Below are 24,697 nucleotides of genomic sequence, written 5' to 3'. Positions count from 1 at the left end.
AATCTTGTAGCTAAGAGGTTTGTTATATACCCTTCCCAAAAACAAAATCATATAACGGACCGATTGTTACAATTAAATTTCCCAAAATGATGTGAAACAAAAAGCACTCCGCTGGAGTGTTTTTTGTTTTCTCTGGAAACATTTACTTTAAATGGGGTTTGTGATATTCTTCTCCTTATAGTTAAGGGGGTTAATATGAAAAAAGTATTAAAACTATTTGTTATGATTATGCTTTCTTTTACATGCTTATCAATGTTTAGTGTTGATACGCATGCAAAAGAAAAAGTGCTCACTGTCGGTTTTGATCAGGAGTGTCCTCCATTCGGTTTTGTGGATAACGATAAGAACTTTGTAGGCTTCGATATCGATTTAGCAAGAGAAGCTGCAAAGCGTTTAGGCTATAAGCTTAAGCTTCAGCCAATCGATTGGGATTCTAAGGATATGGAACTTGATAGTGGCCATATTGATTGTATCTGGAATGCCTTTACAATCAACGGACGAGAAGATAAGTACACGTGGACGAAACCTTATCTTAATAACTCACAGGTCTTTGTCGTAAGAAAAAGCGATAAGATTAAATCACATGATGATCTTAAGAACAAGATTGTAGAAGTACAGAAGGATTCAAGTGCAGAAGCAGCCTTGGAATCTGAAGAGCATCGTGAATTAGCTAAGAGCTTTAAGTCCATGATCAAGATTGGTTCTTATCAGACAGCGTTATTGGAGTTAGAACAGGGAAGTGTTGATGCTGTTGCAATGGATTATTATGTCGCAAGATATATGATCAAGGAGAAGGATACATTAACAATTGTTAATGAGAATATCTCAAAAGAACAGTACGGTATTGGCTTTAAGAAAGGCAATACGAAATTAAGAGATGAAATTCAAAAGACTGTGGATGCCATGAAGAAGGATGGTACTTTCAATAAGATATCTGATAAGTGGTTTGGTTCTGATGTCACAACAAAGAAAATGACATTGCCACAGATCATGTATCAGCTTCTTGATGGGATGATGAAGTCATTAAAGATCTTCTTCTTAACCTTGCTTTTCTCATTGCCACTAGGATTATTTGTTGCATTGGCAAGAATGTCTAAGAATAAGGTGATTCAAAATATCACTAAGTTCTATATTTCCATCATGCGTGGTACACCGCTGATGCTACAGATGTTTGTTGTATACTTTGGACCATTCTACCTGTTTAATATGCCATCACCAGCGCGAGGATTTGCAGTTATTTTTGCCTTTGTCATTAATTATGCTGCATACTTTGGAGAGATTTTTAGAAGTGGTATTGCCTCAATGGAAAAAGGTCAATATGAAGCAGCACAGCTGCTTGGATACAGCAGTTTCCAGACATTCTTTGTTATTATTTTACCTCAGGTCATTAAGAGAATTCTTCCATCCATCACAAATGAAGTCATTACGCTAGTTAAAGACACTTCTTTAGCATTTGCAATCGCCTATGTAGAAATGTTCTCACAGGCTAAGGTTATTGCTGCTAATCAGAAGAGCATGATGCCATTTGTTGCTGCAGCTATTTTCTATTATGTATTTAACTTTATTGTCGCAGTTCTTATGGAACACTGTGAAAAGTTAATGGACTATTATGATTAGGGGGAAACTGTATGAAAATCTTGGATATGAAACATATTAAGAAACACTTTGGCGACAATGATGTCTTAAAGGATATCAGTTTCTCTGTAGAAGAAGGGGATGTTGTCTCAATCATTGGACCTTCTGGAAGCGGAAAGTCGACATTGTTAAGAATTGCTACCTTCTTAGAAACAATGGATGATGGAGAATTATCTTATCTTGATAAACAGGTCGTAGAGTCTGTTGGTGGACATGCCATCTATAAGAAACAGCTACAAAAAGAAGCGATGCATTGCTTTGGACTGGTTTTTCAGAACTATAATTTGTTTCCACACTTTAATGTGATGAAAAACATTGTAGATGCCCCAATTCGTATTCAGAAGAGAGACAAGGAAGAAGTCTACAAGGAAGCAAGAGCGCTTTTAAAGAAGATGGGACTTGAAGATAAAGAGAAAGCTTATCCTTCTGAATTATCAGGTGGTCAAAAACAGCGTGTTTCTATTGCGAGAGCATTGGCAATGAAGCCACGTATCTTATTCTTTGATGAACCTACAAGTGCATTAGATCCAGAATTGACACAGGAAATCTTGAAGGTTATCAAGGAACTTGCTGATGAGAAGATGACAATGGTCATCGTTACTCATGAAATGAGCTTTGCTCATGATGTTTCTACACGTATGATCTTTATGGATCAGGGGGTTATTGTAGAAGAAACAACACCTGATCAGATGTTTGCTTCAGAAAATGAACGTACAAGAGCGTTCCTTGGTAAGCATCATGAACTTGCATAATCAATCAGTTATGATACAATTTTATTGGTGATTAATATGAAATTGAAAGTCTTGCTCTTACTTTTGCTCCTGTTAACAGGATGCATTGATAACACGTCTTCGTATTTAAGAGGATATTGGTATCGACGAATAAGTACAACTGAAAGTCAGTATGTGATGTTTGGAACATCTCGTACTATGACGACTGTCACAATTGATGAAAGACAAAAGAAGGGCGTCAGTGGCTCTTATGAACGTACGGGTACACAATTGAAATTGAATTATGATACGGGTAAAGAGGAAAGCTTTGAGATTGAATCGATAGATGATAATCGCATGGTTTTAAGAAATAGTGAAGAGACAAGGCTCTATGTGAAAGTTGATAAAAAGGAATTTTCACAAGAAACTGATGTGAAATTTACAGAGAAGAGGTAACTCTTCTCTTTTTGTTTGTGAATATTTTTATTTAAAAACATCATGATTATTTGTACAATTTTTAACATACGCTATGTAAGTGCTAACAATTTAGCTTGTGAAATTTTTCAAACCCATATATAATTGATACAGACAGGGGGGTTTAATATGTCAAAAGTTATGGCTGTTAATGCCGGTAGTTCATCATTAAAATTTCAGTTATTTGAAATGCCTGAAGAGACTGTTATCTGTTCAGGTGTATTGGAAAGAATTGGATTGGAAGAAGGAATTTTTTCTATCAAGTATAATGGCGAAAAGAAAGTTGTAGAAAAGCCTATCCCAGATCACAGCGTGGCTGTTGAAATGTTATTGAAGGCACTTGTAGAAGAAAAAATTGTAGAAAAGCTTACTGATATTGATGCTGTTGGACATCGTGTAGTACAGGGTGGTCCTTACTTCAAGGATAGCGCTGTTGTAGACGAAGATGTCGTTGCAAAAGTAGAAGAATTATCAGAATTAGCACCTCTCCATAATCCTGCACATCTCATTGGTTATCGTGCTTTTAGGGAAGCATTGCCAAATGTGGGACATGTTTTTGTTTTTGATACATCATTCCACCAGACAATGGATGAGGAACGTTTCCTTTATCCACTACCTTATGAATTCTATACAAAGTATAAAGTAAGAAAATATGGTGCTCATGGAACAAGTCACCGTTATGTTTCAGAACAGGTCAATGAATTAATGGGTAATCCACGTCATTCACGTGTGATTGTCTGCCATTTAGGAAATGGTGCATCGCTTTCTGCAGTCCAGGATGGTGTCTGCATTGATACATCCATGGGATTCACACCACTTGCCGGTGTAATGATGGGGGCAAGATGTGGTGATGTTGATCCATCAATCATGCCATATTTATGCAAGAAGCTTAATAAAACACCAAGTGAAATCTTGCATATCTATAATAATGAATCAGGTATGAAGGGCGTATCTGGAATTTCTTCAGATTCCCGTGATATTGAAAATGCATTGTTCAACAAGGATGGTAAGGCTACTAAGGAACAATCTGAACGTGCATTGTTTACTTCACTGCTTTATGCTCGTATTGTTTCTAAGTATATTGGTGAATACTTTGTAGAAATGGGCGGTCTTGATGCAATCGCATTTACTGCCGGTGTAGGTGAAAATGCGGCTTATTTAAGACGTTTGATCATCGATAACTGCTCAAGAGCATTAGGGGTATTCCTAGATGAAAAAGCCAATGTAGAAAGAAAGAGCGGCAACAGATTGATTTCAAATCAGTATTCTCAGGTAGATGTTTATGTAATTCCTACAAACGAAGAAGTGATGATTGCCAGAGATACAGTTAGATTATTGAATCTATAAGAGCTTAACGCGTAAGCGTTAGCTCTTTTTGTTTTTTTATGGTAGGTATGATAATATGCTAGTGGAGGTTAGTTTATGGATAAAATAATTAAAAAAATACAGGATTACTCTCAGATCCTTCTTTATAGACATGTCAATCCAGATATGGATGCATTTGGAAGCCAGCTTGGTTTCTATCATTTTATTAAGGAACATTTTCCAAGCAAGCATGTCGTCTTGATGGGCGAATTTACAAGTACGCTTGCACCAATGTTCATCAATGAAGAAAGAGAAGAAATAAGAGATGAAAAGAGTCTTGGTATTGTATTAGATACTGCCAACAAGGAACGTGTTGATGGAGATCTTTCTTTATGTGAATATGTCATTAAGATTGATCATCATATTGTAGTAGATTCATATGGAGACATTAATATTGAAGATGTATCCGCATCCTCATGTGCACAGATTGTCTCTCTTCTTTTTAAAGAAGAAGGCTTTACGCTTAATAAGGAAGCTTCACGTGCTTTATATATTGGTATCATCGGTGATTCTAACCGATTCCTTTATAGAAATACCGGTGTTAAGACTTTTGAAGCAGCTAGCTATCTACTAGAAAGCGGTATTGATATTGAAGCTATTTATCAGGATATGTATCTTCGTGAAGAAAAGGATCTTAATGTGACAAGATTTATCTTGAATCATTATGTAAAAGAGGGACGTATTGCTTATTATGTTCTTAAAGATGAAGATCTAAAAGAATTAGAAATCTCTCGAGAAGAAGGTTCTAATTATGTTAATACGCTCTCTAATATCAAGGAGTTTGATATCTGGATGGCTATTACTGAAAATACAAAAGACAATAATATCCGCGTCAGCATTCGTTCTAGAAAGACTGCAATCAATGAGGTGGCAGCACAGTTTAACGGGGGCGGTCATGCGTTGGCAAGCGGGGCTAAGCTCTCATCGTTTGATGAGCTTCCTGAACTTATAAAAGCACTGAAAAAAGCGCAGGAATGTGGTTGTTAAAACCGGGATTTGTCATAGGCAAAAAATAGTGATTATGGTATAATACACTAGAATGGGTGGTGAATGCAGTGAAATCCAAAATTATGATTGTAGATGATGAAGCAAGCATTAGAGAGCTTGTTCGCTTTTATTTAGATAAAGCTGGTTTTGAATGTATTGAAGCAGCTAATGGAGAAAAAGCTATTGAAATTATTGAAAACCAATATGTTGATTTAGCACTTGTGGATGTCATGATGCCAGGTATGGATGGCTTTGAACTTGTTGAAGAGATGAGACAGTATAAGGATATTCCGGTCATTATGTTAACCGCAAAATCACAGACAAAAGATAAACTCAGAGGATTTAATCTTGGCATTGATGATTATGTCACAAAGCCATTTGATCCTGAAGAGCTTTTAGCGCGTGTACGTGTAATCTTAAAACGCTATAGTATCAATACAAGCAATATTGTCACAATTGGTGATGTTGTTTTTGATGGTGATAAGTATGAAATCAGATATCAAGATGAAGCGCTGCATCTGCCATTAAAACAATTTGAACTTGTTTTTGAACTTGCGAAGAACCCTAACCAGATTTTTACAAGAGAACAGCTGATTGAAAAAATCTGGGGAATGGATTATGAAGGATTTGATCGTACTGTAGATGTACATATAAAACGAATTAGAGAAAATCTTAGAGATCTTCCAGGATTCAAGGTTGTCACAGTCAGAGGATTAGGATACAAGCTTGAGGTAGAATAATGAAATCCATTTATGGAAGACTCTATTTTGCATTTTTTATGACCATTCTTGTTTCATTCTTATTAGCAGGATTCTTTGCGATAAGAAGAACGGATGATAATACCAATCAGATTGCTTACTCTGAATTGGAACGTGCCAGCAAGCATATTGCGGATCTTATTGAACTTGTTGGTCCTAATGATCAAAAGAGTGTATTAAGTGACTACTCTCAATCCTCTGAAATGTCATTTAATATCTACAATGAAAATATCGATAAGACCTATGGTCATATGAATAAAAAATCACGATTTAGTGAAGCAGAAAAGAAAGCGATGCTTTCGGTTATTAATGGGAAGAAGACCACAAATACTTCTTCTCTTGTCGCTTATGCAAAGACATATGAAATAGAAGGAATACGCTATGTTATCAGTGTACAAAGAGACAATACGTTAGAGAAGTCTACTTTTGTGACATCCTATATTGTTTCAGGACTCATTCTTCTACTTGTCGGCAGTGTTGTTTTCTTGATTATCTCAGACTTTATTGTGAAACCTATTTCCAATTTAACTAAGGCTACTAATGAGCTTATAAAGGGGAACTATAGAGTCAGAGTCAACTATGCTGGAGAAGATGAGATCAGCAAGCTTTATAATGCCTTTAACCAGATGGCTATTCAGCTTGCAAAACAGGAAGAGACAAGGCAACAATTTATTAGTGATGTCTCTCATGAGTTCCAGACACCATTAACTGCTATTTCAGGATTTGCGAATATTTTGAAATCGGAAAATCTTCCTGATGATCAAAGAAAGAAATATGCATCCATTATTTCAAGCAATTCGCAGCGTCTTTCTACTTTATCAAAGAATATGCTGCAGCTGACACTTCTTGAAGGAGAAGACACAAAGCTTGATATACATGAATATTCCTTGATTGATCAGTTAAATAGAGTCATTGAAACTCAGGATTATTCCGCATTATCTAAGGATATTGAGATTGAATTTATTAAACCTAAAGGTGAAATCTTTATTGAAGCAGATGAATCACGTATGGAACAGGTATGGATCAATCTTATTAATAATGCAATTAAATATACAGAAGAACACGGTGTTGTCACTGTGGAAGTAAAAAGATGGGGAAAAGATATCAGCGTATTGATTCATGATACTGGTATTGGTATGTCAGAAGAGACGATTTCTCATATCTTTGAACGTTTTTATAGAGATGATAAATCAAGAGCTGTTGAAGGAAATGGACTTGGCTTATCAATTGTTTCAAGAATTATTGCTTTGCATGGCTTTAAGATTGATGTAACTTCCGAAGAGGATGTAGGTTCAGTCTTTACTATAAAGATGCCTCTTTCTACAAAGAGTTATGTCAATAAGCTCATTGTTAATAGAAAGGATTAAGATGAAAGAATTAGAAGAATATATTCAAAAGGGAGAAGTGATTGCTCCTGATATTGTAAAAGTGGATCATTTCTTAAATCATCAGATTAATATAAAGCTATTAAAGAAGATTGGTGAAGCCTTTAAAGAGCATTTTCATGATGTTTCTATTGATAAGATAGTAACTATGGAAACAAGCGGTATCGCGGTTGCTGCAATTGTTTCACTATATTTTGATGATGTGCCTGTAGTCTATATAAAAAAAGAAAAGAGTGCTATTACTAGCAAGAATATGCTAGAGGAAAAAGTACACTCTTTTACTAAAAACAAGGACTATATAGCTTGTCTAGATGGACGCTATATTAAAAAGGGAGAACGTATTCTTCTTATTGATGATTTCCTAGCCAACGGTGCCGCCCTTAAGGGGATGATTTCACTAGTGGAAAAAGCTGGTGGAACATGCGTAGGTGCAGGAATCGTTATTGAAAAAGCATTTATGAATGGCAGAAAGCCATTTGAAGAGAAAGGTTATCGTATTGAAGCTCTCGCACGTATTGAAAGTGTTGAAGAGGGCATTGTTAAATTTAAGAAAGGATAGCGCACATGTATTTAAAAAGAGTAGAGCTCCAAGGGTTCAAATCGTTTGCGGATAAGAGTGTGATTGAGTTCAAGCAGGGCATCAATGGCATTGTTGGTCCAAACGGATGTGGAAAATCGAATATTACAGATGCCATTCGCTGGGTTCTTGGTGAGAAGTCTGCTAAAGCAATGCGTGGTGACGCTATGACGGATGTGATCTTTTCAGGATCCGAGGATCGTAAACCGCAAAATCTTGCGGAAGTGACTTTGGTTTTTGATAATGAAGATCATCATCTTGAATATGATGCTAACGAGGTAGAAATCACAAGACGATTGTATCGTATTGATAAAGAGGCAGAATATTTTATCAATCGCCAGCCATGTCGATTAAAGGATATTACTGACTTGATTATGGACTCTGGTTTAGGTAAAGGTTCATTATCAATCATTTCCCAAAATAGCATCAGTGCTTTTGTTTCATCTAAGCCAGAAGAAAGACGTGTTCTTTTTGAAGAGGCTGCCGGTGTAGCAAAATATAAGAAAAGAAAGAGAGAATCTGTAAATAAGCTAGAACGTACGACTCATAATCTAGAAAGAGCAGAGGATATCGTCAATGAGCTAGAAAAACAGATTGGCCCTTTAAGAAGACAAAAAGAAAAGGCTGAACGTTATTTATCTTTTAAAGAAGAACTTCAGGATATTGAAGTATCCGTTCTTGTCAAGATGATCAAAGACCATTCTTTTACTTTAAAGAAACTCAATGCATCACTTGATGAATTAACACAGATGCAAGCAACAAAAGAAAGTGGCATGGTTGTTAGAGATCATCAAAGTGAAGAGATTTCTAAAAAGATGTATGCTTTAGATCAAGAGATCAATACGTTACAAGGAAAGCTTCTTGTAGCTATGAACAATGTGACAAATCTAGAGACACAGAAAGTAGAAATTGATGCCAATAGAAAACATTTATTGGAAAGTGATAACCAGAAGCATCTAGAAGAAAAGATAGACAGTCTAAAAGCCATCCTTCAGGATGTCATTAGTGAATATAATGACCGTGTAGCACGTTTAAACGTGTTAAAGGAAGAAAAGGATGCATTGACAAAAAGACAGGCTGATAATGGGAAAAAGAAAGATCAGCTTAGAAAAAGCATTGAAGATATGAATATTGCTTTACATCAATCTCGTGCGACAAGAGAAAGACTTAAGGATGAAATAGAAAATCATTCACGATATAGTCAGGGTGTTCGTGCCATTTTAAAAGCGAAAGCTTCGCTATCTGGAATTAGAGGAACCATTGGTGATCTTTGTGAAAGTGAACCGGGGTATGAGACAGCTTTAAGTGTTTCGCTTGGTGGGGCACATCAGTTTATTATTACCGATGAAGAAGATGATGCGAAAAAGGCTATCAGTTTCCTTCGTCACAATAAGGCTGGTAGAGCAACATTTATGCCTAAGAAAACAATGAAACCTAGAAGCTTAAGGGATCATAAAATGGTCGTTGAAGCGATGCCGGGATACTTAGGTGTCATGAGTGATTTTGTAAATTATCCAAGTGATATTGAAAATGTGATCTTGAATCAATTAGGACATATCATTGTGGCAGATTCATTGGATCATGCAACGATGATTGCGAAAGATATTCATCATCGCTATAAGGTGGTTACTTGTGAAGGTGATGTCATCAATGTCGGTGGTTCATTGACAGGTGGATCATTGCATAAAGCACATTCTCCTTTTATAGCGAAAAGAGAATTAGAGAAAATTGAAGAGAAGATCAAAAATGAAGAACATTCACTTAATGAAAAACGAATTCTCTTGCATGAAAGTGAAGATCTTGGCAGAGAGTTAAGTCAGGCTCTCATGCAAAAGCAGATGTCCTATGCAAAATTGGAACTTGTGGCGACAAACAAGAAAAATGAATTGGGACTTAGAAAAAGTGAATATGAAGCATTGACACATGAGTCAGTGGAACTTGAAGACCTGTCTTCAGGATCAACGTCTTCTAAATTGATTGATGAATTAAATGAAGCCAAAAGATTACGTGATAAACTCAAAGAAGACATTGCGACAAAGCGTGAAATTCGTATGGGTTATGTCAATGATAAAGAAGCGATTGATTCATTGTTAAAGCAGTTAAGAAGTGAGCTTAAGGATCTTGAACATGAACTTACAAATCAGAAAATCAAGAAAACAAAGCTTGAATCAGAGATTGAAAACTATCTCATGAGACTTAATGATGAATACAAGATGACTTATGAACATGCACAATCTATTTCAAGAGAAGATCTAGAAATTGATAGTGCCAAAGATCGTGTACGTGATCTTCGTCAGCGTATTGCCTCATTAGGAAACGTCAATGTGGAAGCTATTGAACAATACAATGAAGTATCTTCACGTTATGAGGAATTAAACAATAATCGACTTGAATTAATCAAGGCTCAAGATAGCCTGTTGAAGGCTATTGATGATATGGATCATATCATGATTGAAAAGTTTACTTCCACTTTTGAAGCAATTAATGTACAATTCAATGAGGTGTTTAGATATTTGTTCGGCGGGGGACATGCGTCATTACATTACAGTGATCCATCCAATATTCTTGAGACGGGTATTGAAATAGAAGCGCAGCCACCGGGCAAATCCGCAAAGCTTCATTCTTTCTCCGGAGGGGAGAATGCTTTGATTGCCTTAAGTTGTCTATTTGCGATTATTAGTGTACGACCTGTACCGCTCTGTATTCTTGATGAAGTAGAAGCTGCCTTGGATATTGCCAATGTAGAAAGATTTGCAAAGTATTTAAGACAGTTCTCTGATAAGACACAGTTTGTGGTTGTTACGCATAGAGAGGGGACTATGGCGGAATGTGATCTGTTATATGGTGCGACCATGCAGCAAAAAGGCGTTACTAAGCTAGTGAGCGTACAATTGAAAGAGGCTGTAGGCACAAATGGATAAAGGAGGAATTTTATGGGATTATTCAGCAAGATTAAAGAGACTTTTGTAGGAAAGTCTACAAAACAGAATGAGAAATATGTAGCTGGTCTTGATAAATCATCAACTTCTTTTTCAGATAAAATTAATTCATTGGCAGCACGTTATCGTGAAATCGATGATGATTATTTTGAAGAATTAGAAAACATCCTTATCATGAGTGATGTTGGCGTCAACATGGTTATGACCATTGTTGATGAAATCAAGAAAGAAGTAAGAATTGAAAATATTAAGGATCCAAAAATGATCAATGATATCATCGTAGATAAGATGTTCGTGATCTATGCAAATGATTCTTATATGACCACAAAGATCAATTATGCCAAAGAGGGACCAACTGTCATCTTGATGGTAGGTGTCAATGGAGCTGGTAAGACAACAACGATTGCTAAGCTTGCTCATAAGATGAAAGAAGAAGGCAAGAGCGTCATGGTGGCTGCTGGAGATACATTTAGAGCAGGTGCTATTGATCAGCTTGATGTATGGGCCAATAGACTTGGTATTACTTGTATCAAGGGAAAAGAAGGTGGAGATCCTTCTTCCGTTATCTTTGATGGTGTAAAACAGGCTAAAGAAGCTGGGGTTGACGTATTGATCTGTGATACAGCAGGACGTCTTCAAAATAAAGTAGGATTAATGAAAGAACTTGAGAAGATGAATCGTATCATCAAGAAGACAATTCCAGAAGGTCCTCATGAAACACTTCTTGTCATTGATGCGACAACTGGACAAAATGGTGTCAATCAGGCCGAAGAGTTTGCGAAAATTACTGATATCACAGGTATCGTTTTAACAAAGATGGATGGAACTGCTAAAGGTGGTATTGTGCTTTCTATTAAAGATAGCTTAAATATTCCAGTGAAGTTCATCGGACTTGGAGAATCTATGAATGATCTTCAGGAATTTGATCTAGAACAGTATATCTACGGATTATGTCATGATCTTATGGGGGAATGATTTTCGTGGAAGACTTATTAGAAAAAAAAGAACATGTGATTCTATTGATGGATTGTTATAAAGAGATGCTGACGGATAAGCAGAAGGAATATCTTGAACTTTATTATGAAGAAGATCTTTCGCTATCAGAAATTGCGGATGATCTAGGTGTATCAAGAAATGCAGTTTATGATAATCTAAGAAGAGCTTTAAAGAGCATGGAGCGTTATGAAGAAAAGCTTCAGCTGCTTGAAAAGCATAAAGAACGCATGGCGCTTATAGATAAAATCGAGCAGGAAAGTACAAAAGATTGTGACGAGATAGAAGAATATCTTGAAATGCTGAGAAGAATCTAGGAGGTTAATTATGGCTTTTGAATCCTTAACGGATAGACTTTCTGAAACCTTGAAAAAGGTCAGAGGTCAAGATCGATTAACAGAAGAAAATATGGACGAGATGCTTCGTGAAATACGTTTAGCGTTACTTGAAGCAGATGTCAACTTTACAGTCGTTAAAGACTTTATTAAAAATACAAAGGAAAAAGCATTAGGACAGGATGTTCTTGGCTCATTAAAGCCAGGACAGGTTGTTGTTAAGATTGTCCATGATGAATTAGTAGAATTACTTGGTACAGATGTTTCTACTGTAGATTTCTCTAAGAAGCCTACAATTGTAATGATGGTAGGTCTTCAGGGTTCAGGTAAAACAACTACAACTGGTAAGATTGCTAAGTATATTAAAGAAAAGAATCATAAGAAACCATTATTGGTTGCTGCTGATATTTATCGTCCAGCCGCTGTAGAACAGTTAAAGACTATTGGTGAACAGGTAGATGTTCCAGTATATAGTGAAGGTGTGGATGTATCTGCACAACAGATTGTAAAGAACGCTTTAGCTAAAGCGGAAGCTGATGGCAATGATGTCATCTTGATCGATACTGCTGGTCGTCTTCAGATTGATCAGAAACTAATGGAAGAACTTAAAGAATTAAAGGGTATTGCTAATCCTGATGAAATCCTATTGGTTGTCGATTCATTGGCAGGTCAGGAAATTGCCAATGTGGCATCAAGCTTCAATGAACAGCTTGGCATTACCGGTGCAGTTCTTACAAAATTAGATGGTGACTCTCGTGGTGGGGGAGCTATCTCTATTCGTTATTTAACTCATGTACCAATCAAGTATATCGGTACTGGTGAAAAATTAGATCAGATTGAATTATTCTACCCTGATCGTATGGCAGAAAGAATCTTAGGTATGGGGGATGTTGTTTCCTTAGTAGAAAAGGTTCAGGATGTCTATGATGAAAAAGAAAGCATGAAAGCTTTCAACAAGATGAAATCAGGAACATTTGATCTTAACGATATGTTAGATCAGATGCACCAGCTTAAAAAATTAGGTCCACTTTCTGGCTTATTAAAGATGGTACCAGGTATGCCTAAATTACCTAAATTCTCTGATGAAGATTCTAATGCGAGATTAAAAGAAACTGAATCATTGATCTACTCAATGACAATGCAGGAACGTCAGCATCCAGAAATCATCAATATGAGAAGAAGAGAAAGAATTGCAAAAGGGGCTGGGAAGACTGTTGCAGATGTCAATAGACTATTAAAACAGTTTGAACAGGCTAAAAAGATGATGAAGCAGTTCTCTAATATTGATCCTATGACAGGTATGCCAACACAAAAACCACAGCATAATGGCGGTTATAATCCAAACCCTAACCGTAAGAAAGTACGTCATAAAAAGAAGAAAAAGAGATAAAAAATGAAAGTGTTAAGTAAAAGTACTTGACACTTCATTTTTATATGTTATTATGATTGAGTCATAAAAATAAAAATTAGTTTACGGAGGAAATATACATGGCAGTAAAATTAAGATTAAAAAGAATGGGACGTAAGAAATCTCCTTTCTATAGAATCGTAGCAGCTGACTCTAGAATGCCTAGAGATGGTAGATTCATCGAAGAATTAGGAACATATGATCCAAGACAGAACCCAGCTAAAGTAACTATCAAGAGAGAAAACGTTTTAGCTTGGTTAGGAAATGGTGCTCAGCCTTCTGATACAGTTAAGAACATCTTATCTAGAGAAGGAATCATTAAAGAATTCGCTGAATCTAAAAAGGCAAAATAATTATGGATTATGTAAAAACATTACAAGATATCTGTGTTGAGTTAGTCAATAACAAAGATCATCTTGAAGTCAGAGAAATGCCTTCATTAGATGAAGACACAATTGTTCTTTATGTTTATGCTGATCACAATGATATTTCAAAACTTATTGGTCGTAAAGGTGTAATGGCTAATTCTATTCGTAGAATGATGTCTGTTGCTGGACGATTAAACAATAAGCATCTGGATATCAAATTTGAATCTTATGGTGAAGAATAGGATGCGTATTTACACATCCTATTTTTTATTAATAGGAAAAGTCATTTTCATTTTCTAAAAATTTGTATATCATAAAGATAACGAGGTGTAACGATATGGAAAACAAAGTAAAAGTTGGTAAGATTGTCAATACGTTCGGTATTAAGGGAGAACTTAAGGTAAAAGCCATGACTGATTTCCCAGATGAACGTTTTGCGAAAGGTGCACATGTCTTTCTTCAGTATCACGGAGAAACACTTTCATTTGAGATAGATTCTCATCGTGTACATAAAGGATTTGATATGATTTCATTTGTCGATATGAGAGATATCAATCTCGTAGAAAAATACAAAGGTCTCATGTTATATGCCAATAAGGAAGATATCACATTAGAAGATGATGAAATCTGGGCAAGTGACCTTATTGATTGTGAAGTCTACGATAAGGGTGTACTTATCGGTACAGTCAGTGACTTCTATAATCAGGGAGTACAAGATCTTCTTGTGGTCAATCATAATGGAAAAGATATTATGATTCCTTATGTAGATGCCTTTATTAAAAATAAAGACGTAGAAAACAAAAGAATTGATGTAGAATTGATTGAGGGATTTATCAATGAAGATTGATATTCTATCCTTGTTCCCAGAGATGTTTGAAGGTTTCCTTCATACATCCATTATTAAAAGAGCTATAGAAAAAGGTGTAGTAGAAGTAGAAATTCATGATTTCCGTGAATTTGCTTTAGATCGACATAAAAGTGTTGACGATACACCATATGGCGGAGGTCAGGGTATGGTACTGATGTGCCAGCCTTTGCTTGATTGTCTTAAAACGATCACAACCGATGATTCACTAGTCATTCTTATGTCCCCACAGGGACAGACATTTTCTCAGAAGATGGCTGTAGATCTTTCAAATGAAAAACATATTATCTTTATTTGCGGTCATTATGAAGGATTCGATGAAAGAATCAGGGACTATGTGGATATGGAAGTATCCATCGGTGATTATGTTCTTACTGGTGGAGAACTTTCTAGCATGGTCATAAGTGATGCGATTATTAGATTATTGCATGGGGCAATCAGACAATCCAGCCATGAAGATGATTCATTCTCCAATGGGCTATTAGAGTATCCACAGTATACGCATCCTGCAGAATATGATGGAACACGTGTTCCAGAGGTACTGCTTTCTGGTCATCATGAAAATATTCGCAAGTGGAGATTAAAGGAATCATTAAGACGTACAATGATCAGAAGACCTGATTTATTGGAAGGTAGAACATTTACAGAAGAAGAATTAAAATTACTGGAAGAAATAAAAGAAAATTATTGATATCCGTGATAAAAGATGTTATTATACCTAAGTCGTATGACACAGAAGCTCCGCTGATGATACATCATGAACTTCCAAGACTACAATTGATATAATAGGAGGAAAATTGATCATGAACATGCAGTTAGTAGATCAGATCACAAAAAACCAGTTAAGAAGTGATATTCCAACTTTCAAACCTGGTGATACTTTAAAAGTATTCGTAACTATTCAGGAAGGTAACAAATCACGTGTTCAGTTATTTGAAGGTGTTTGTATCGCAAAAAAAGGTAAAGGTATTGGTGAAACATTCACTGTTAGAAAAATTTCTTACGGTGTAGGTGTAGAAAGAGTATTCCCAATTCATTCACCAATTATTGATCATATTGAAGTAGCTAAGATCGGTAAAGTACGTAGAGCTAAATTACATTACTTACGTAACTTATCTGGTAAAGCAGCTAGAATTAAAGAATTACGTAAATAAGAAAGAATGGGGGAGATATCCTCCATTCTTTTTTTCTCTTTGAAAGTAGAGGTTTATTAATGAAAAAGAAAGTTATAGCAGTAATTGCGGTTCTTGCCCTTGTAGTACTGGTGAGATCCTGTTTGTTGCCCGTGACTGTCAGCGGGACATCGATGGAATCCACATTACAGGATGGAGAATTTGCGATTATGTCTAGAGATTTTAGTGTCATTAAACGTTTTGATATAGTTGTTTTAAGCTCTGAAACACTGAAAGAGACAATTATTAAAAGGGTTATTGGCTTACCTGGAGAAACAATTGAATATAAGAACGATAAACTCTATGTCAATGGGAAATATGTGAAGGAAACGTTCTTAGATCAAAGTTTTAAGGAACAAAAGAAAAGAGAAATGGAAAGTCCACTTTTTACTAATAATTTTAAAGTCACTCTTAAAAAGGGAGAATACTATGTGTTAGGTGATAATCGACTTAACTCTGTAGATTCTCGTGCTTTAGGTACTTTTACAATAAAAGATTTTAAGGCAAGAGGTGGAATTATACTTTATCCATTCAATAAAATGGGAAGGACTGAGTAATATGGCACAAATACAATGGTATCCTGGTCATATGGCGAAAGCAGAACGAGAAATTGAAAGCAAGATCAAACTTATTGATATTGTTATTGAACTTGTAGACGCTAGAGCACCATATTCTTCAAAGAATAGGACATTTGATCGTATTATTAAAAACAAGCCAAGACTGATTGTTATGACGAAAAAAGATTTAGCAGACAATCAGGTGACTGAATTGTGGATTGATGCTTTTAAGAAACAAGGCTACGAAGCAATGACAGTCAATCTAAAAAGCTTTAATGAATATAAAAAGATTATCAATAAATGTAAGCTGGTACTTCGTGAAAAAATGGAAAAAGAACGAAGCAGAGGCTTAAAGCCAAGAGCTATTCGTGCAATGGTGATCGGTGTGCCTAATGTAGGGAAATCTACATTTATCAATCAGCTCGCTAAAAGAAAAGCAGCTGTCACCGGCAATAGACCAGGTGTCACTAAGGCACAGCAGATCATCAGGGTGGACAAAGATTTTGAACTCTTTGATACACCGGGCGTATTAGCTCCAAAATATACAGATGAACAGATTGCCAAGAACGTAGCGTTGATTGGTTCAATCAAATTAGATATTCTTCCTCGAGATGATCTATTCATCTATGCAATCTCATATTTAAATAAGTACTATCCATCAGCTCTTAAAGAGCGTTATGATTTATCATTTGATGAACAGGAAGACTGGGTACTTCCAGTATTTGAACAGATTGCTAAAGTGAGACATCTTAAGAAAGTGAGAGGAGAAACAGATTACGAAAGAGTCATGGATCTATTCTTTAAGGATTTATTTGATGGTGCTTTTGGATCTGTATCATGGGAAAGACCAAATGTGTGAAAGACTTGAATTTGAAAAGAAAGCAAGAACATTAGGCTACCATACAATCATAGGATTAGATGAAGCAGGAAGAGGTCCAATGGCTGGACCTCTTGTTGTTGGAGGTGTCATTTTTCCAGAAGATTACTATGATGAACGCATTAATGATTCAAAAAAATTAACAGAAAAGAAAAGAGAAGCATTATTTGATATTATCATAGAAAATGCTTTAGCTTATAAAATAGAAATAATTGATGTAGAAGAAGTTGATTCACTTAATGTCTATCAGGCTTCAAAAGAAGGGATGCTACGCATTATCAGAAGCATTGACAAGAAACCTGATTTCGCATTGACAGATGCTATGCCATTAGGAAATGAGCTTCCACATGAAGCAATTGTCAAAGGCGACAGCAAGTCACAATCGATTGCTGCAGCAAGCATTTTAGCCAAAGTGACAAGAGATCGACTAATGAAAGAATATGGAAAAAAATATCCAGAATACGGCTTTGAAAAGCATAAAGGATATGTCACAAAAGCACATAAAGAGGCACTTAGAAAATATGGGGTTACACCAATTCACAGAAAATCTTTTGCGCCAGTTCAAGAAGTACTTAATGAACAATTATCTTTATTTGATTTTAATGATGTTGATTAATGTTAAAGAAGTGGTATAGTAAACATATCATTTATAAGGAGAAAGCATATGATTACATATTTATTAAGCCTATTCTTTGGAATTGTAGAAGGAATTACAGAATGGCTACCAGTAAGTTCAACAGGTCATCTGATTATTCTTGAATCATTTCTTAATATGAAAAAAATGCTCGGAGCAGACTTCTACAGCATGTTTGAAGTGGTGATCCAGTTAGGAGCAATCATGGCCGTTGTCGTTATTTTCTGGAATGAAATTTGGCCATTTAGAAATAAACAGGAAGAAGAAGGTATCAAGCGCTATGTTGATTTTGAAATCATCGACCTATGGCTAAAGATCCTTGTAGCCTGTGTACCAGCTGCCATTGTTGGTATTCTCTTCGATGAACTATTTGAAAAATGGTTCTATAACCCACTATGCGTCTCAATCGCATTAATTGTATTTGGTGTTGCTTTCATCGTTGTAGAAAATAAAAATAAAGATATGAAACCGCGTGTTCGTTCTTTAAAAGCAATCAATGGGAAAACAGCTTTCCTTATTGGTATGTTCCAGCTTATTGCCGCAATCTTTCCTGGTACATCTCGTTCAGGTGCGACTATTGTCGGAGCTTTAATGATTGGTGTATCAAGAACAGTAGCAGCAGAATTTACATTCTTCCTTGCTATTCCAGTCATGTTTGGTGCAAGTCTATTAAAGATGGTAAAATTCGGTTTTGCCTTCACTTCAACACAGCTTATTACTTTAATTATTGGATGTGTTGTATCATTTGCGGTATCAATGGTGATCATCAAGTTCTTGATGGCCTATATCAAAAAACATGACTTCAAGGTCTTCGGATGGTATCGTATCATTCTTGGTATTCTTGTGTTGCTACTAGGAGTTATGGGTGTTATCACTACACATTAAACTGATCTATCAAGATCAGTTTTTTTATGAGAAAAAAGGCCTCTTTTTATGAATAAAGATAATAGGAGGTTACACCATGAGTTGTCTACTTTATCTTAAAATATTAGACAATAAAGAATTCGTTATCTATTATAAGAAAAGAAACTATTATTACATATGTATGCGTTATTTCTTGGTCTATCCTTTATCAGAAAAAGACTATGTCTACATTGATAATCTAGCTAAAGAAATAAGAGAAAAGAAGAATGTGAAAATGATCAAGGCTATCAAATCATGTTCTTTTTCTTTATGGAATAATAATGGAGAACATATCTATGTTGTTTCTACTAACGATCAATTATCTTACATGATTATTGGGGCAAGCCTTATTGGTTTATTGTTAACGCCAAAGAAACAAAGAATGTTTATAAAAGAGCTTTCTTATAAAGATGAGTGATGGTAAAAATGACATATGGAAGAAATACTTGTTTATTTTGCATTAAAGTACAACGGAGATTTTGATCTTATTTTAAAAGCTTTAGAAGAAAAGGAATATGTGGAAGAGGAAGATAAGAAGAGGATGCTTTCAAAGGTAAAAAGCAAGTACACGACTATTATCAGTGAAGATTATCCTGATCAGCTTAAAGAGATTACCTGTCCACCTTTTGTATTGTTTTATTATGGAGATTTAAAGATACTTAATAAGAAATGTATCGGCATGATCGGTACCCGTCATCCTTCTTGTTATGGGAGAAAAGCGACACAAACATTGATTAATCAGCTATCTCATGAAGAGATCACTATCATTTCAGGAATGGCCATTGGCATTGATGGAGAGTGTCATCGTGAAGCGATGAGGAATCATCTTCGTACCTGTGCTGTTCTTGGCAGTGGGATTGATTATTGCTATCCTAAAAAACATGAAGAGATGTATCGTCAGATGAAAGAAAATGAACTTGTCATCTCTGAATATCCATTAGATATGATGCCAAGAAAAGATTGTTTTCCAAAAAGAAACAGATTGATATCCGGCCTTTCTTCAAAAGTGGTTGTCATGGAAGCACATCGAAAAAGCGGTACGATGATTACGGTAGGATTTGCGTTAGAACAGGGAAAAGATGTATTGGCAGTACCAGGAAGAATAGATGATCCACAGGGCTGCAATGAGCTTATTGCACAAGGTGCAAAGATTGTTTTGAAAGGTGAAGATATTATTGAAGAGCTATATTAATGTTGACAAATATTTGTTAAATGTTTAATAATAGGAAAGCGTAAGGAGGCGATACACATGAAAAATCTCGTCATTGTGGAATCACCATCTAAATCAAAAACTATTGCTAAATATTTAGGGGAAGATTTCATTGTTACATCTTCTAAAGGGCATATTAGAGATCTAGCAACGACAGGAAAAGGCGGTCTTGGTATTGATCTAGAAAATGATTATGCTCCTAACTACTCTATTAGTAGAGGGAAAAAAGATGTAGTGAAAGAATTAAAGAAATATGTAAAAGATGCTGACTATGTCTATCTCGCAACCGATCCCGATCGTGAGGGAGAAGCGATTTCTTGGCATTTGGCACAGGTTCTTGATATTGATATGGATCAAAATAACCGTATTGAATTCCATGAGGTTACTAAAAATGCAATTACACAGGCATTGGAACATCCAAGAAAGATTGATCAGAATCTTGTAAAATCTCAGGAAACAAGACGTGTTCTAGATCGTATCATCGGTTTTAAGCTTTCTAAATTATTACAAAGAAAGATCAAATCGAAATCAGCAGGACGTGTACAGTCAGTAGCATTAAGATTAATCTGTGAAAAAGAAGAAGAAATCAAGGCGTTCGTACCAGAAGAATATTGGAATATCACAGCGTCTTTTGAAAAAGATCATACAAAATTTGAAGCTCAGCTTACAAAACATAAGACTAAGAAATGTGAAATCAAGAATGGAGAAGAAGCACAGAAGATCTTTGATTCATTGTCAAAAGATTTTACTGTTGAATCATTAAAGAAGAGCGTTAAGAAGAGAAATTCTAAAGCGCCATTCATTACTTCTACATTACAGCAGGAAGCCTCTTCTAAACTTAACTTCAAGGCAAAGCGTACAATGTCCATTGCTCAGAAGCTTTATGAAGGTATTGATTTAGGAGAAGATACTGTCGGTCTTATTACCTACATGAGAACGGACTCCATTCGTTTAGCACCCGAGTTTGTGGCAGAAGCAAAAGACTATATTACAGAAAAATATGGTAAAGAGTACGTTGGTCGTGCTAAGGTTTCTAAGAAGACTGAAAATGTTCAGGATGCCCATGAAGGGATTCGTCCAACTAGCATCAAGAGAACACCTGAGAGTGTTAAGGAATATTTAAGTGCTGAACAGTTTAAGCTTTATTCATTAATATACGCACGTGCTATGGCATCACTTATGGCACCAGCAAAAATGGATGCGACTTCAATTGTTCTTGATAATAATGACTACAAATTCAATGCATCAGGAAGCGTAATGAAGTTTGATGGTTACTTAAGAGTCTATGGTCAATATGAAAAAGCAAGCAATGAAGTATTGCCAGCTTTAAAAGAAGAGGAAGTATTAACTTCAACTGATATTGATAAACAGCAGCATTTCACTAAACCACCAGCACGCTATACTGAAGCGAAGCTGATTAAAGAACTTGAAGAATTAGGAATTGGTCGTCCATCTACATACGCCTCAATCATTGATACTATCGTGACAAGAGACTATGTACAGATTGACAATAAGTCATTCATTCCTACTGAATCAGGCATTCTTACTAATAAGAAACTGCTTGAATATTTTGATTCTATCATCAATGTAGAATACACAGCTTACATGGAAAATGCCTTGGATGAAATTGCGAACGGAAAGGATACCTATGTCAATGCGATCTCTAAGTTCGAAGAAAAGTTTGAACCACTTCTAGAAAAAGCATATGATGGCATGGAAAAGATTGAACCAAAGAAAACAGGAGAAAAATGTCCTGAATGTGGTGGAGATCTTGTCGTACGTAAAGGACGCTATGGAGAATTTGTAGCTTGTTCAAATTTCCCTGAATGTAAATACATCAAGAAGGATGAAAATGACAAGACCGGAGAACCAACTGGGGAAACATGTCCTAAGTGTGGTAGCCCTATGGTCTATAAGAGAGGACGCTATGGTATGTTTGAAGCGTGCTCAAATTATCCAAAGTGCAAGCACATTAAAGGACAGGAACCTAAGGAAACAGGAGAAAAATGTCCTAACTGTGGAAGTCCGATTGTCATTAAGCGAGGACGATTTGGGGAATTTAAGGCTTGTTCTAACTATCCTAAGTGTAAGACAATTATTAAAGATACAAAGAAAACTGACGAATAATGGACTGCTTTGCAGTTCATTTTTCTATTTTTTCATGATAATATGAAGACGGTGATAAATATGGAAAAAAGAGTAAATGTAATCGGGGCAGGACTTGCTGGGGTAGAAGCTGTTAATCAGCTTGTTCGTGCAGGTATTCCTGTTAACCTTTATGAAATGCGTCCTGTCAAAAGTACAGATGCACATAAAACAGAATTTTTTGCGGAACTTGTATGTTCCAATTCATTAAGAGCTGACGGATTAAAGAATGCGGTGGGTGTCTTAAAAGAAGAAATGACAATGAATCATTCATTGATCATTGAATATGCCAGAAAACATGCGGTACCCGCTGGTGGATCATTAGCAGTAGATCGCTTTGGCTTTAGTGAAGATATAACGAATTATATTAAGAACCATCCATTGGTTAATGTCATCAATGAAGAAGTAACTAAGATTCCTGAAGGACCTACTATCATTGCTTCAGGACCTTTGACAAGTGATGGCTTATCTAAAGAAATTGCTAAACTGTTAGGAATGGAAGAATACTTCTATTTCTATGATGCAGCAGCACCTATTGTAGAGAAGGATAGTATCAACTTTGATATTGCCTACTATAAATCACGTTATGATAAAGGGGACGCTGAATATATCAACTGTCCAATGAACAAGGAACAGTTTGATGCTTTCTATGATGCATTAATTAATGCAGAAACAGTGAAACCACATGATTATGAAGAAAAATTCTTTGAAGGATGTATGCCATTTGAAGAAATGGCCCGCAGGGGAAAACAGACATTATTGTTTGGTCCAATGAAACCAGTAGGACTTGAAAAAGATGGTGGCAAAAGAGATGAAGCAGTTGTTCAGCTTCGTCAGGATAATGCGGTTGGCAGCCTTTATAATATCGTGGGATTCCAGACTCATTTGAAATGGGGAGAACAGGATCGTATTATTCATATGATTCCAGGATTGGAAAATGCCAAGATTGTCAGATATGGAGTTATGCATCGTAACTGCTTCTTGAATTCACCAATGTTTTTAAAACCAACATATCAGTATAAAGATCGTGAAGATCTGTTCTTTGCTGGACAGATGACAGGTGTAGAAGGGTATGTAGAATCAGCACAAAGCGGAATGGTTGCCGGTATGAATATGGTAAGATATCTTAAAAATGAAGAACCAATCGTCTTCCCAAGACAGACTGTCATGGGATCATTGGCTTACTATATCACTCATGCCAGTAAGACGGACTTCCAGCCAATGAAGGCTAACTTTGGTATTTTGCCTGATCTTGAGTTTAAGGTGAAGAAGAAGGAAAAGAAGGATGCCTACGCAAAAAGAGCGATTGATAAGATGAAAGCATTTATTGAAGGTAACTACAGTGAATAAAGAAAGAGATGCATTTTTGCATTATCTTAAATATCAAAAGCGATATTCTGATTTGACTTATCAATCGTATCAAAGAGAAATAAATGATTTTATTAGCTATATGAGAAGAGAGTCGCTTTCTTCTTTTAAGGAAGTAGATTATCTTTTCATCAGAAGCTATCTTGTCTATTTGAATTCAGAAGGATTATCACATGTGACAATCAATCATCGATTGAGTTCTTTAAGAAGCTTTTTCAAGTATCTTGCTAGAAACAATGACATCAAGATGAATCCTTTCTTATTAGTTAAATCATTAAAGACAGGAACCCACAATCCAGATTTTCTTTATGTAGAAGAAATGATGGGGTATCTTGACAGCATTGAAACCAAAGATGATTTGGGCGTAAGAAATAAGGCGATGCTTGAATTAATGTATGCTTCAGGATTAAGATGTGCGGAAGTTGTTAATCTTAGATTAGAGAATGTTCATCTTGATGAATCTCTTCTTCTTGTAGAAGGGAAAGGCAACAAGCAGCGTTATGTACCATTTCATTCTTATGCCAAAGAATGTCTTGTAAAGTATCTTGAAACATCAAGAAGAGAATTGATGGCAGCCTATCATGAAAATCATGATTATGTCTTTGTCAACAGAAGAGGAAAGAGACTTTCAAACAGAGGAGTGGAAAATGTGGTCGATCGCACAATGGCTCACTATGATCCACTAAAGAAAATTCATCCTCATACTATTCGTCATTCCTTTGCGACACATCTTTTAGATGCAGGCATGGACATCAGGGTGGTACAGGAACTCTTGGGACATTCCCACCTCTCTACAACGCAGGTCTATACGCATGTGTCAAAGAAAAAACTACAGGAAGTGTATGAGCGTGCCTGCCCAAGAGTGGCTTTAGAAAAATTAAGCAATAATTCTCAATAAAAATTAAAATTTTCAATTGACGAGCTAGTTGAAAGATGGTAGTATACTTTTGTTGTAGACCTCTAGCTACAACCGCTCATAAAAGGTATTAAAGCAATCAGCTGCCTTGGTTGGCGAGTCTAAGAATATTTACA

General features: G+C 35.9%; 26 protein-coding genes and 1 other annotated feature. All 26 genes read left to right on the top strand.

The features are described from left to right. Positions 1-195: 195 nt before the first annotated feature. The 26 genes from J6L95_RS05740 to J6L95_RS05615 all read left to right on the top strand — a co-directional run bounded on the left by J6L95_RS05740 (position 196) and on the right by J6L95_RS05615 (position 24,563). Positions 196-1,617, top strand: coding sequence for an ABC transporter permease subunit (locus J6L95_RS05740; RefSeq protein WP_287458446.1), 1,422 nt, complete (start codon positions 196-198; stop codon positions 1,615-1,617). 11 nt (positions 1,618-1,628) lie between these two features. Then, complete coding sequence (locus J6L95_RS05735; RefSeq protein ID WP_029070681.1) at positions 1,629-2,387, top strand: amino acid ABC transporter ATP-binding protein; 759 nt, start codon at positions 1,629-1,631, stop codon at positions 2,385-2,387. Between the two features lie 36 nt (positions 2,388-2,423). Continuing rightward, positions 2,424-2,801: a hypothetical protein gene (locus J6L95_RS05730; protein WP_029070680.1), complete on the top strand. Its 378-nt coding sequence runs from the start codon at positions 2,424-2,426 to the stop codon at positions 2,799-2,801. Positions 2,802-2,948: 147 nt separating this feature from the next. Next, positions 2,949-4,166 carry an acetate/propionate family kinase gene (locus tag J6L95_RS05725; protein ID WP_287458445.1) on the top strand — a complete coding sequence of 406 codons (1,218 nt, stop codon included), beginning with the start codon at positions 2,949-2,951 and terminating at the stop codon, positions 4,164-4,166. A 75-nt stretch (positions 4,167-4,241) separates the two neighbouring features. Further along, entirely contained in the window at positions 4,242-5,171 is a 930-nt protein-coding gene (locus tag J6L95_RS05720; protein ID WP_287458444.1) for a DHH family phosphoesterase, read from the top strand. Between the two features lie 68 nt (positions 5,172-5,239). Then, positions 5,240-5,911, top strand: a complete 672-nt coding sequence (locus J6L95_RS05715; protein WP_029070677.1) for a response regulator transcription factor — start codon at positions 5,240-5,242, stop codon at positions 5,909-5,911. Continuing rightward, entirely contained in the window at positions 5,911-7,296 is a 1,386-nt protein-coding gene (locus J6L95_RS05710) for a sensor histidine kinase (protein ID WP_287458443.1), read from the top strand. Before J6L95_RS05715 ends, J6L95_RS05710 begins: the two co-directional genes overlap by 1 nt. Before the next feature lies 1 nt (position 7,297). Beyond that, a complete protein-coding gene (locus J6L95_RS05705) occupies positions 7,298-7,873 on the top strand; it encodes a xanthine phosphoribosyltransferase (RefSeq protein ID WP_287458442.1) in 576 nt (191 codons plus the stop codon). A 5-nt stretch (positions 7,874-7,878) separates the two neighbouring features. Next, positions 7,879-10,812 carry an SMC hinge domain-related protein gene (locus J6L95_RS05700; RefSeq protein WP_029072207.1) on the top strand — a complete coding sequence of 978 codons (2,934 nt, stop codon included), beginning with the start codon at positions 7,879-7,881 and terminating at the stop codon, positions 10,810-10,812. A gap of 12 nt (positions 10,813-10,824) precedes the next feature. Next, the gene (gene ftsY / locus J6L95_RS05695; protein ID WP_029070673.1) at positions 10,825-11,805 is read left to right on the top strand and encodes a signal recognition particle-docking protein FtsY; all 981 of its coding nucleotides are present in this window, start codon (positions 10,825-10,827) and stop codon (positions 11,803-11,805) included. A 5-nt stretch (positions 11,806-11,810) separates the two neighbouring features. Then, positions 11,811-12,140: a YlxM family DNA-binding protein gene (gene ylxM, locus J6L95_RS05690; RefSeq protein ID WP_029070672.1), complete on the top strand. Its 330-nt coding sequence runs from the start codon at positions 11,811-11,813 to the stop codon at positions 12,138-12,140. A 10-nt stretch (positions 12,141-12,150) separates the two neighbouring features. Continuing rightward, the gene (gene ffh, locus J6L95_RS05685) at positions 12,151-13,548 is read left to right on the top strand and encodes a signal recognition particle protein (RefSeq protein ID WP_029070671.1); all 1,398 of its coding nucleotides are present in this window, start codon (positions 12,151-12,153) and stop codon (positions 13,546-13,548) included. Between the two features lie 98 nt (positions 13,549-13,646). After that, on the top strand, positions 13,647-13,919 hold the full coding sequence (gene rpsP, locus J6L95_RS05680) for a 30S ribosomal protein S16 (RefSeq protein ID WP_029070670.1): 273 nt from the start codon (positions 13,647-13,649) through the stop codon (positions 13,917-13,919). A 2-nt stretch (positions 13,920-13,921) separates the two neighbouring features. After that, a complete protein-coding gene (locus J6L95_RS05675) occupies positions 13,922-14,176 on the top strand; it encodes a KH domain-containing protein (protein WP_029070669.1) in 255 nt (84 codons plus the stop codon). A 95-nt stretch (positions 14,177-14,271) separates the two neighbouring features. Beyond that, positions 14,272-14,781 carry a ribosome maturation factor RimM gene (gene rimM / locus J6L95_RS05670; RefSeq protein ID WP_029070668.1) on the top strand — a complete coding sequence of 170 codons (510 nt, stop codon included), beginning with the start codon at positions 14,272-14,274 and terminating at the stop codon, positions 14,779-14,781. Beyond that, positions 14,771-15,490, top strand: a complete 720-nt coding sequence (trmD, locus tag J6L95_RS05665; protein WP_029070667.1) for a tRNA (guanosine(37)-N1)-methyltransferase TrmD — start codon at positions 14,771-14,773, stop codon at positions 15,488-15,490. Before rimM ends, trmD begins: the two co-directional genes overlap by 11 nt. Before the next feature lie 112 nt (positions 15,491-15,602). Continuing rightward, positions 15,603-15,953: a 50S ribosomal protein L19 gene (rplS, locus tag J6L95_RS05660; RefSeq protein ID WP_081345351.1), complete on the top strand. Its 351-nt coding sequence runs from the start codon at positions 15,603-15,605 to the stop codon at positions 15,951-15,953. A gap of 59 nt (positions 15,954-16,012) precedes the next feature. Continuing rightward, positions 16,013-16,528 carry a signal peptidase I gene (gene lepB, locus J6L95_RS05655; protein ID WP_029070665.1) on the top strand — a complete coding sequence of 172 codons (516 nt, stop codon included), beginning with the start codon at positions 16,013-16,015 and terminating at the stop codon, positions 16,526-16,528. Between the two features lies 1 nt (position 16,529). Beyond that, complete coding sequence (ylqF, locus tag J6L95_RS05650) at positions 16,530-17,387, top strand: ribosome biogenesis GTPase YlqF (protein WP_031588937.1); 858 nt, start codon at positions 16,530-16,532, stop codon at positions 17,385-17,387. Further along, positions 17,380-18,021 (top strand): ribonuclease HII, encoded by a 642-nt coding sequence (rnhB, locus tag J6L95_RS05645; protein ID WP_051550614.1) that lies wholly within the window; start codon positions 17,380-17,382, stop codon positions 18,019-18,021. The genes ylqF and rnhB overlap by 8 nt, the downstream gene beginning before the upstream one ends. A gap of 48 nt (positions 18,022-18,069) precedes the next feature. Then, positions 18,070-18,924: an undecaprenyl-diphosphate phosphatase gene (locus J6L95_RS05640; protein WP_287458441.1), complete on the top strand. Its 855-nt coding sequence runs from the start codon at positions 18,070-18,072 to the stop codon at positions 18,922-18,924. 76 nt (positions 18,925-19,000) lie between these two features. Beyond that, entirely contained in the window at positions 19,001-19,360 is a 360-nt protein-coding gene (locus tag J6L95_RS05635; RefSeq protein ID WP_074686171.1) for a hypothetical protein, read from the top strand. A gap of 15 nt (positions 19,361-19,375) precedes the next feature. Beyond that, on the top strand, positions 19,376-20,134 hold the full coding sequence (gene dprA, locus J6L95_RS05630; RefSeq protein ID WP_074624297.1) for a DNA-processing protein DprA: 759 nt from the start codon (positions 19,376-19,378) through the stop codon (positions 20,132-20,134). Positions 20,135-20,191: 57 nt separating this feature from the next. Beyond that, a complete protein-coding gene (topA, locus tag J6L95_RS05625) occupies positions 20,192-22,279 on the top strand; it encodes a type I DNA topoisomerase (protein WP_287458440.1) in 2,088 nt (695 codons plus the stop codon). Between the two features lie 60 nt (positions 22,280-22,339). Beyond that, positions 22,340-23,647 carry a methylenetetrahydrofolate--tRNA-(uracil(54)-C(5))-methyltransferase (FADH(2)-oxidizing) TrmFO gene (gene trmFO / locus J6L95_RS05620; protein WP_107318142.1) on the top strand — a complete coding sequence of 436 codons (1,308 nt, stop codon included), beginning with the start codon at positions 22,340-22,342 and terminating at the stop codon, positions 23,645-23,647. Beyond that, complete coding sequence (locus J6L95_RS05615) at positions 23,640-24,563, top strand: tyrosine-type recombinase/integrase (protein ID WP_287458439.1); 924 nt, start codon at positions 23,640-23,642, stop codon at positions 24,561-24,563. The genes trmFO and J6L95_RS05615 overlap by 8 nt, the downstream gene beginning before the upstream one ends. A 60-nt stretch (positions 24,564-24,623) precedes the next feature. After that, positions 24,624-24,694, top strand: a sequence feature (ribosomal protein L21 leader region). Positions 24,695-24,697: the final 3 nt, after the last annotated feature.

Source organism: Kandleria sp., from assembly GCF_017934775.1.
Taxonomy (GTDB): domain Bacteria; phylum Bacillota_I; class Bacilli_A; order Erysipelotrichales; family Coprobacillaceae; genus Kandleria; species Kandleria vitulina.
The sequence above is the reverse complement of the archived record's forward strand: the minus strand, read 5'-3'. Positions and strand labels throughout refer to the sequence as shown.

What these genes read in the sequence shown, in the direction of transcription:
- J6L95_RS05720 (WP_287458444.1), top strand. Translation starts at nt 4,242, where the DNA reads ATGGATAAAATAATTAAAAAAATACAGGATTACTCTCAGATCCTTCTT.
- rnhB (WP_051550614.1), top strand. Translation starts at nt 17,380, where the DNA reads ATGTGTGAAAGACTTGAATTTGAAAAGAAAGCAAGAACATTAGGCTAC.
- topA (WP_287458440.1), top strand. Translation starts at nt 20,192, where the DNA reads ATGAAAAATCTCGTCATTGTGGAATCACCATCTAAATCAAAAACTATT.
- J6L95_RS05725 (WP_287458445.1), top strand. Translation starts at nt 2,949, where the DNA reads ATGTCAAAAGTTATGGCTGTTAATGCCGGTAGTTCATCATTAAAATTT.
- dprA (WP_074624297.1), top strand. Translation starts at nt 19,376, where the DNA reads ATGGAAGAAATACTTGTTTATTTTGCATTAAAGTACAACGGAGATTTT.
- rplS (WP_081345351.1), top strand. Translation starts at nt 15,603, where the DNA reads ATGAACATGCAGTTAGTAGATCAGATCACAAAAAACCAGTTAAGAAGT.
- J6L95_RS05740 (WP_287458446.1), top strand. Translation starts at nt 196, where the DNA reads ATGAAAAAAGTATTAAAACTATTTGTTATGATTATGCTTTCTTTTACA.
- J6L95_RS05640 (WP_287458441.1), top strand. Translation starts at nt 18,070, where the DNA reads ATGATTACATATTTATTAAGCCTATTCTTTGGAATTGTAGAAGGAATT.
- rimM (WP_029070668.1), top strand. Translation starts at nt 14,272, where the DNA reads ATGGAAAACAAAGTAAAAGTTGGTAAGATTGTCAATACGTTCGGTATT.
- ftsY (WP_029070673.1), top strand. Translation starts at nt 10,825, where the DNA reads ATGGGATTATTCAGCAAGATTAAAGAGACTTTTGTAGGAAAGTCTACA.
- J6L95_RS05710 (WP_287458443.1), top strand. Translation starts at nt 5,911, where the DNA reads ATGAAATCCATTTATGGAAGACTCTATTTTGCATTTTTTATGACCATT.
- ffh (WP_029070671.1), top strand. Translation starts at nt 12,151, where the DNA reads ATGGCTTTTGAATCCTTAACGGATAGACTTTCTGAAACCTTGAAAAAG.
- trmFO (WP_107318142.1), top strand. Translation starts at nt 22,340, where the DNA reads ATGGAAAAAAGAGTAAATGTAATCGGGGCAGGACTTGCTGGGGTAGAA.
- J6L95_RS05735 (WP_029070681.1), top strand. Translation starts at nt 1,629, where the DNA reads ATGAAAATCTTGGATATGAAACATATTAAGAAACACTTTGGCGACAAT.
- J6L95_RS05675 (WP_029070669.1), top strand. Translation starts at nt 13,922, where the DNA reads ATGGATTATGTAAAAACATTACAAGATATCTGTGTTGAGTTAGTCAAT.
- rpsP (WP_029070670.1), top strand. Translation starts at nt 13,647, where the DNA reads ATGGCAGTAAAATTAAGATTAAAAAGAATGGGACGTAAGAAATCTCCT.
- lepB (WP_029070665.1), top strand. Translation starts at nt 16,013, where the DNA reads ATGAAAAAGAAAGTTATAGCAGTAATTGCGGTTCTTGCCCTTGTAGTA.
- trmD (WP_029070667.1), top strand. Translation starts at nt 14,771, where the DNA reads ATGAAGATTGATATTCTATCCTTGTTCCCAGAGATGTTTGAAGGTTTC.
- J6L95_RS05730 (WP_029070680.1), top strand. Translation starts at nt 2,424, where the DNA reads ATGAAATTGAAAGTCTTGCTCTTACTTTTGCTCCTGTTAACAGGATGC.
- J6L95_RS05705 (WP_287458442.1), top strand. Translation starts at nt 7,298, where the DNA reads ATGAAAGAATTAGAAGAATATATTCAAAAGGGAGAAGTGATTGCTCCT.
- J6L95_RS05700 (WP_029072207.1), top strand. Translation starts at nt 7,879, where the DNA reads ATGTATTTAAAAAGAGTAGAGCTCCAAGGGTTCAAATCGTTTGCGGAT.
- J6L95_RS05635 (WP_074686171.1), top strand. Translation starts at nt 19,001, where the DNA reads ATGAGTTGTCTACTTTATCTTAAAATATTAGACAATAAAGAATTCGTT.
- ylqF (WP_031588937.1), top strand. Translation starts at nt 16,530, where the DNA reads ATGGCACAAATACAATGGTATCCTGGTCATATGGCGAAAGCAGAACGA.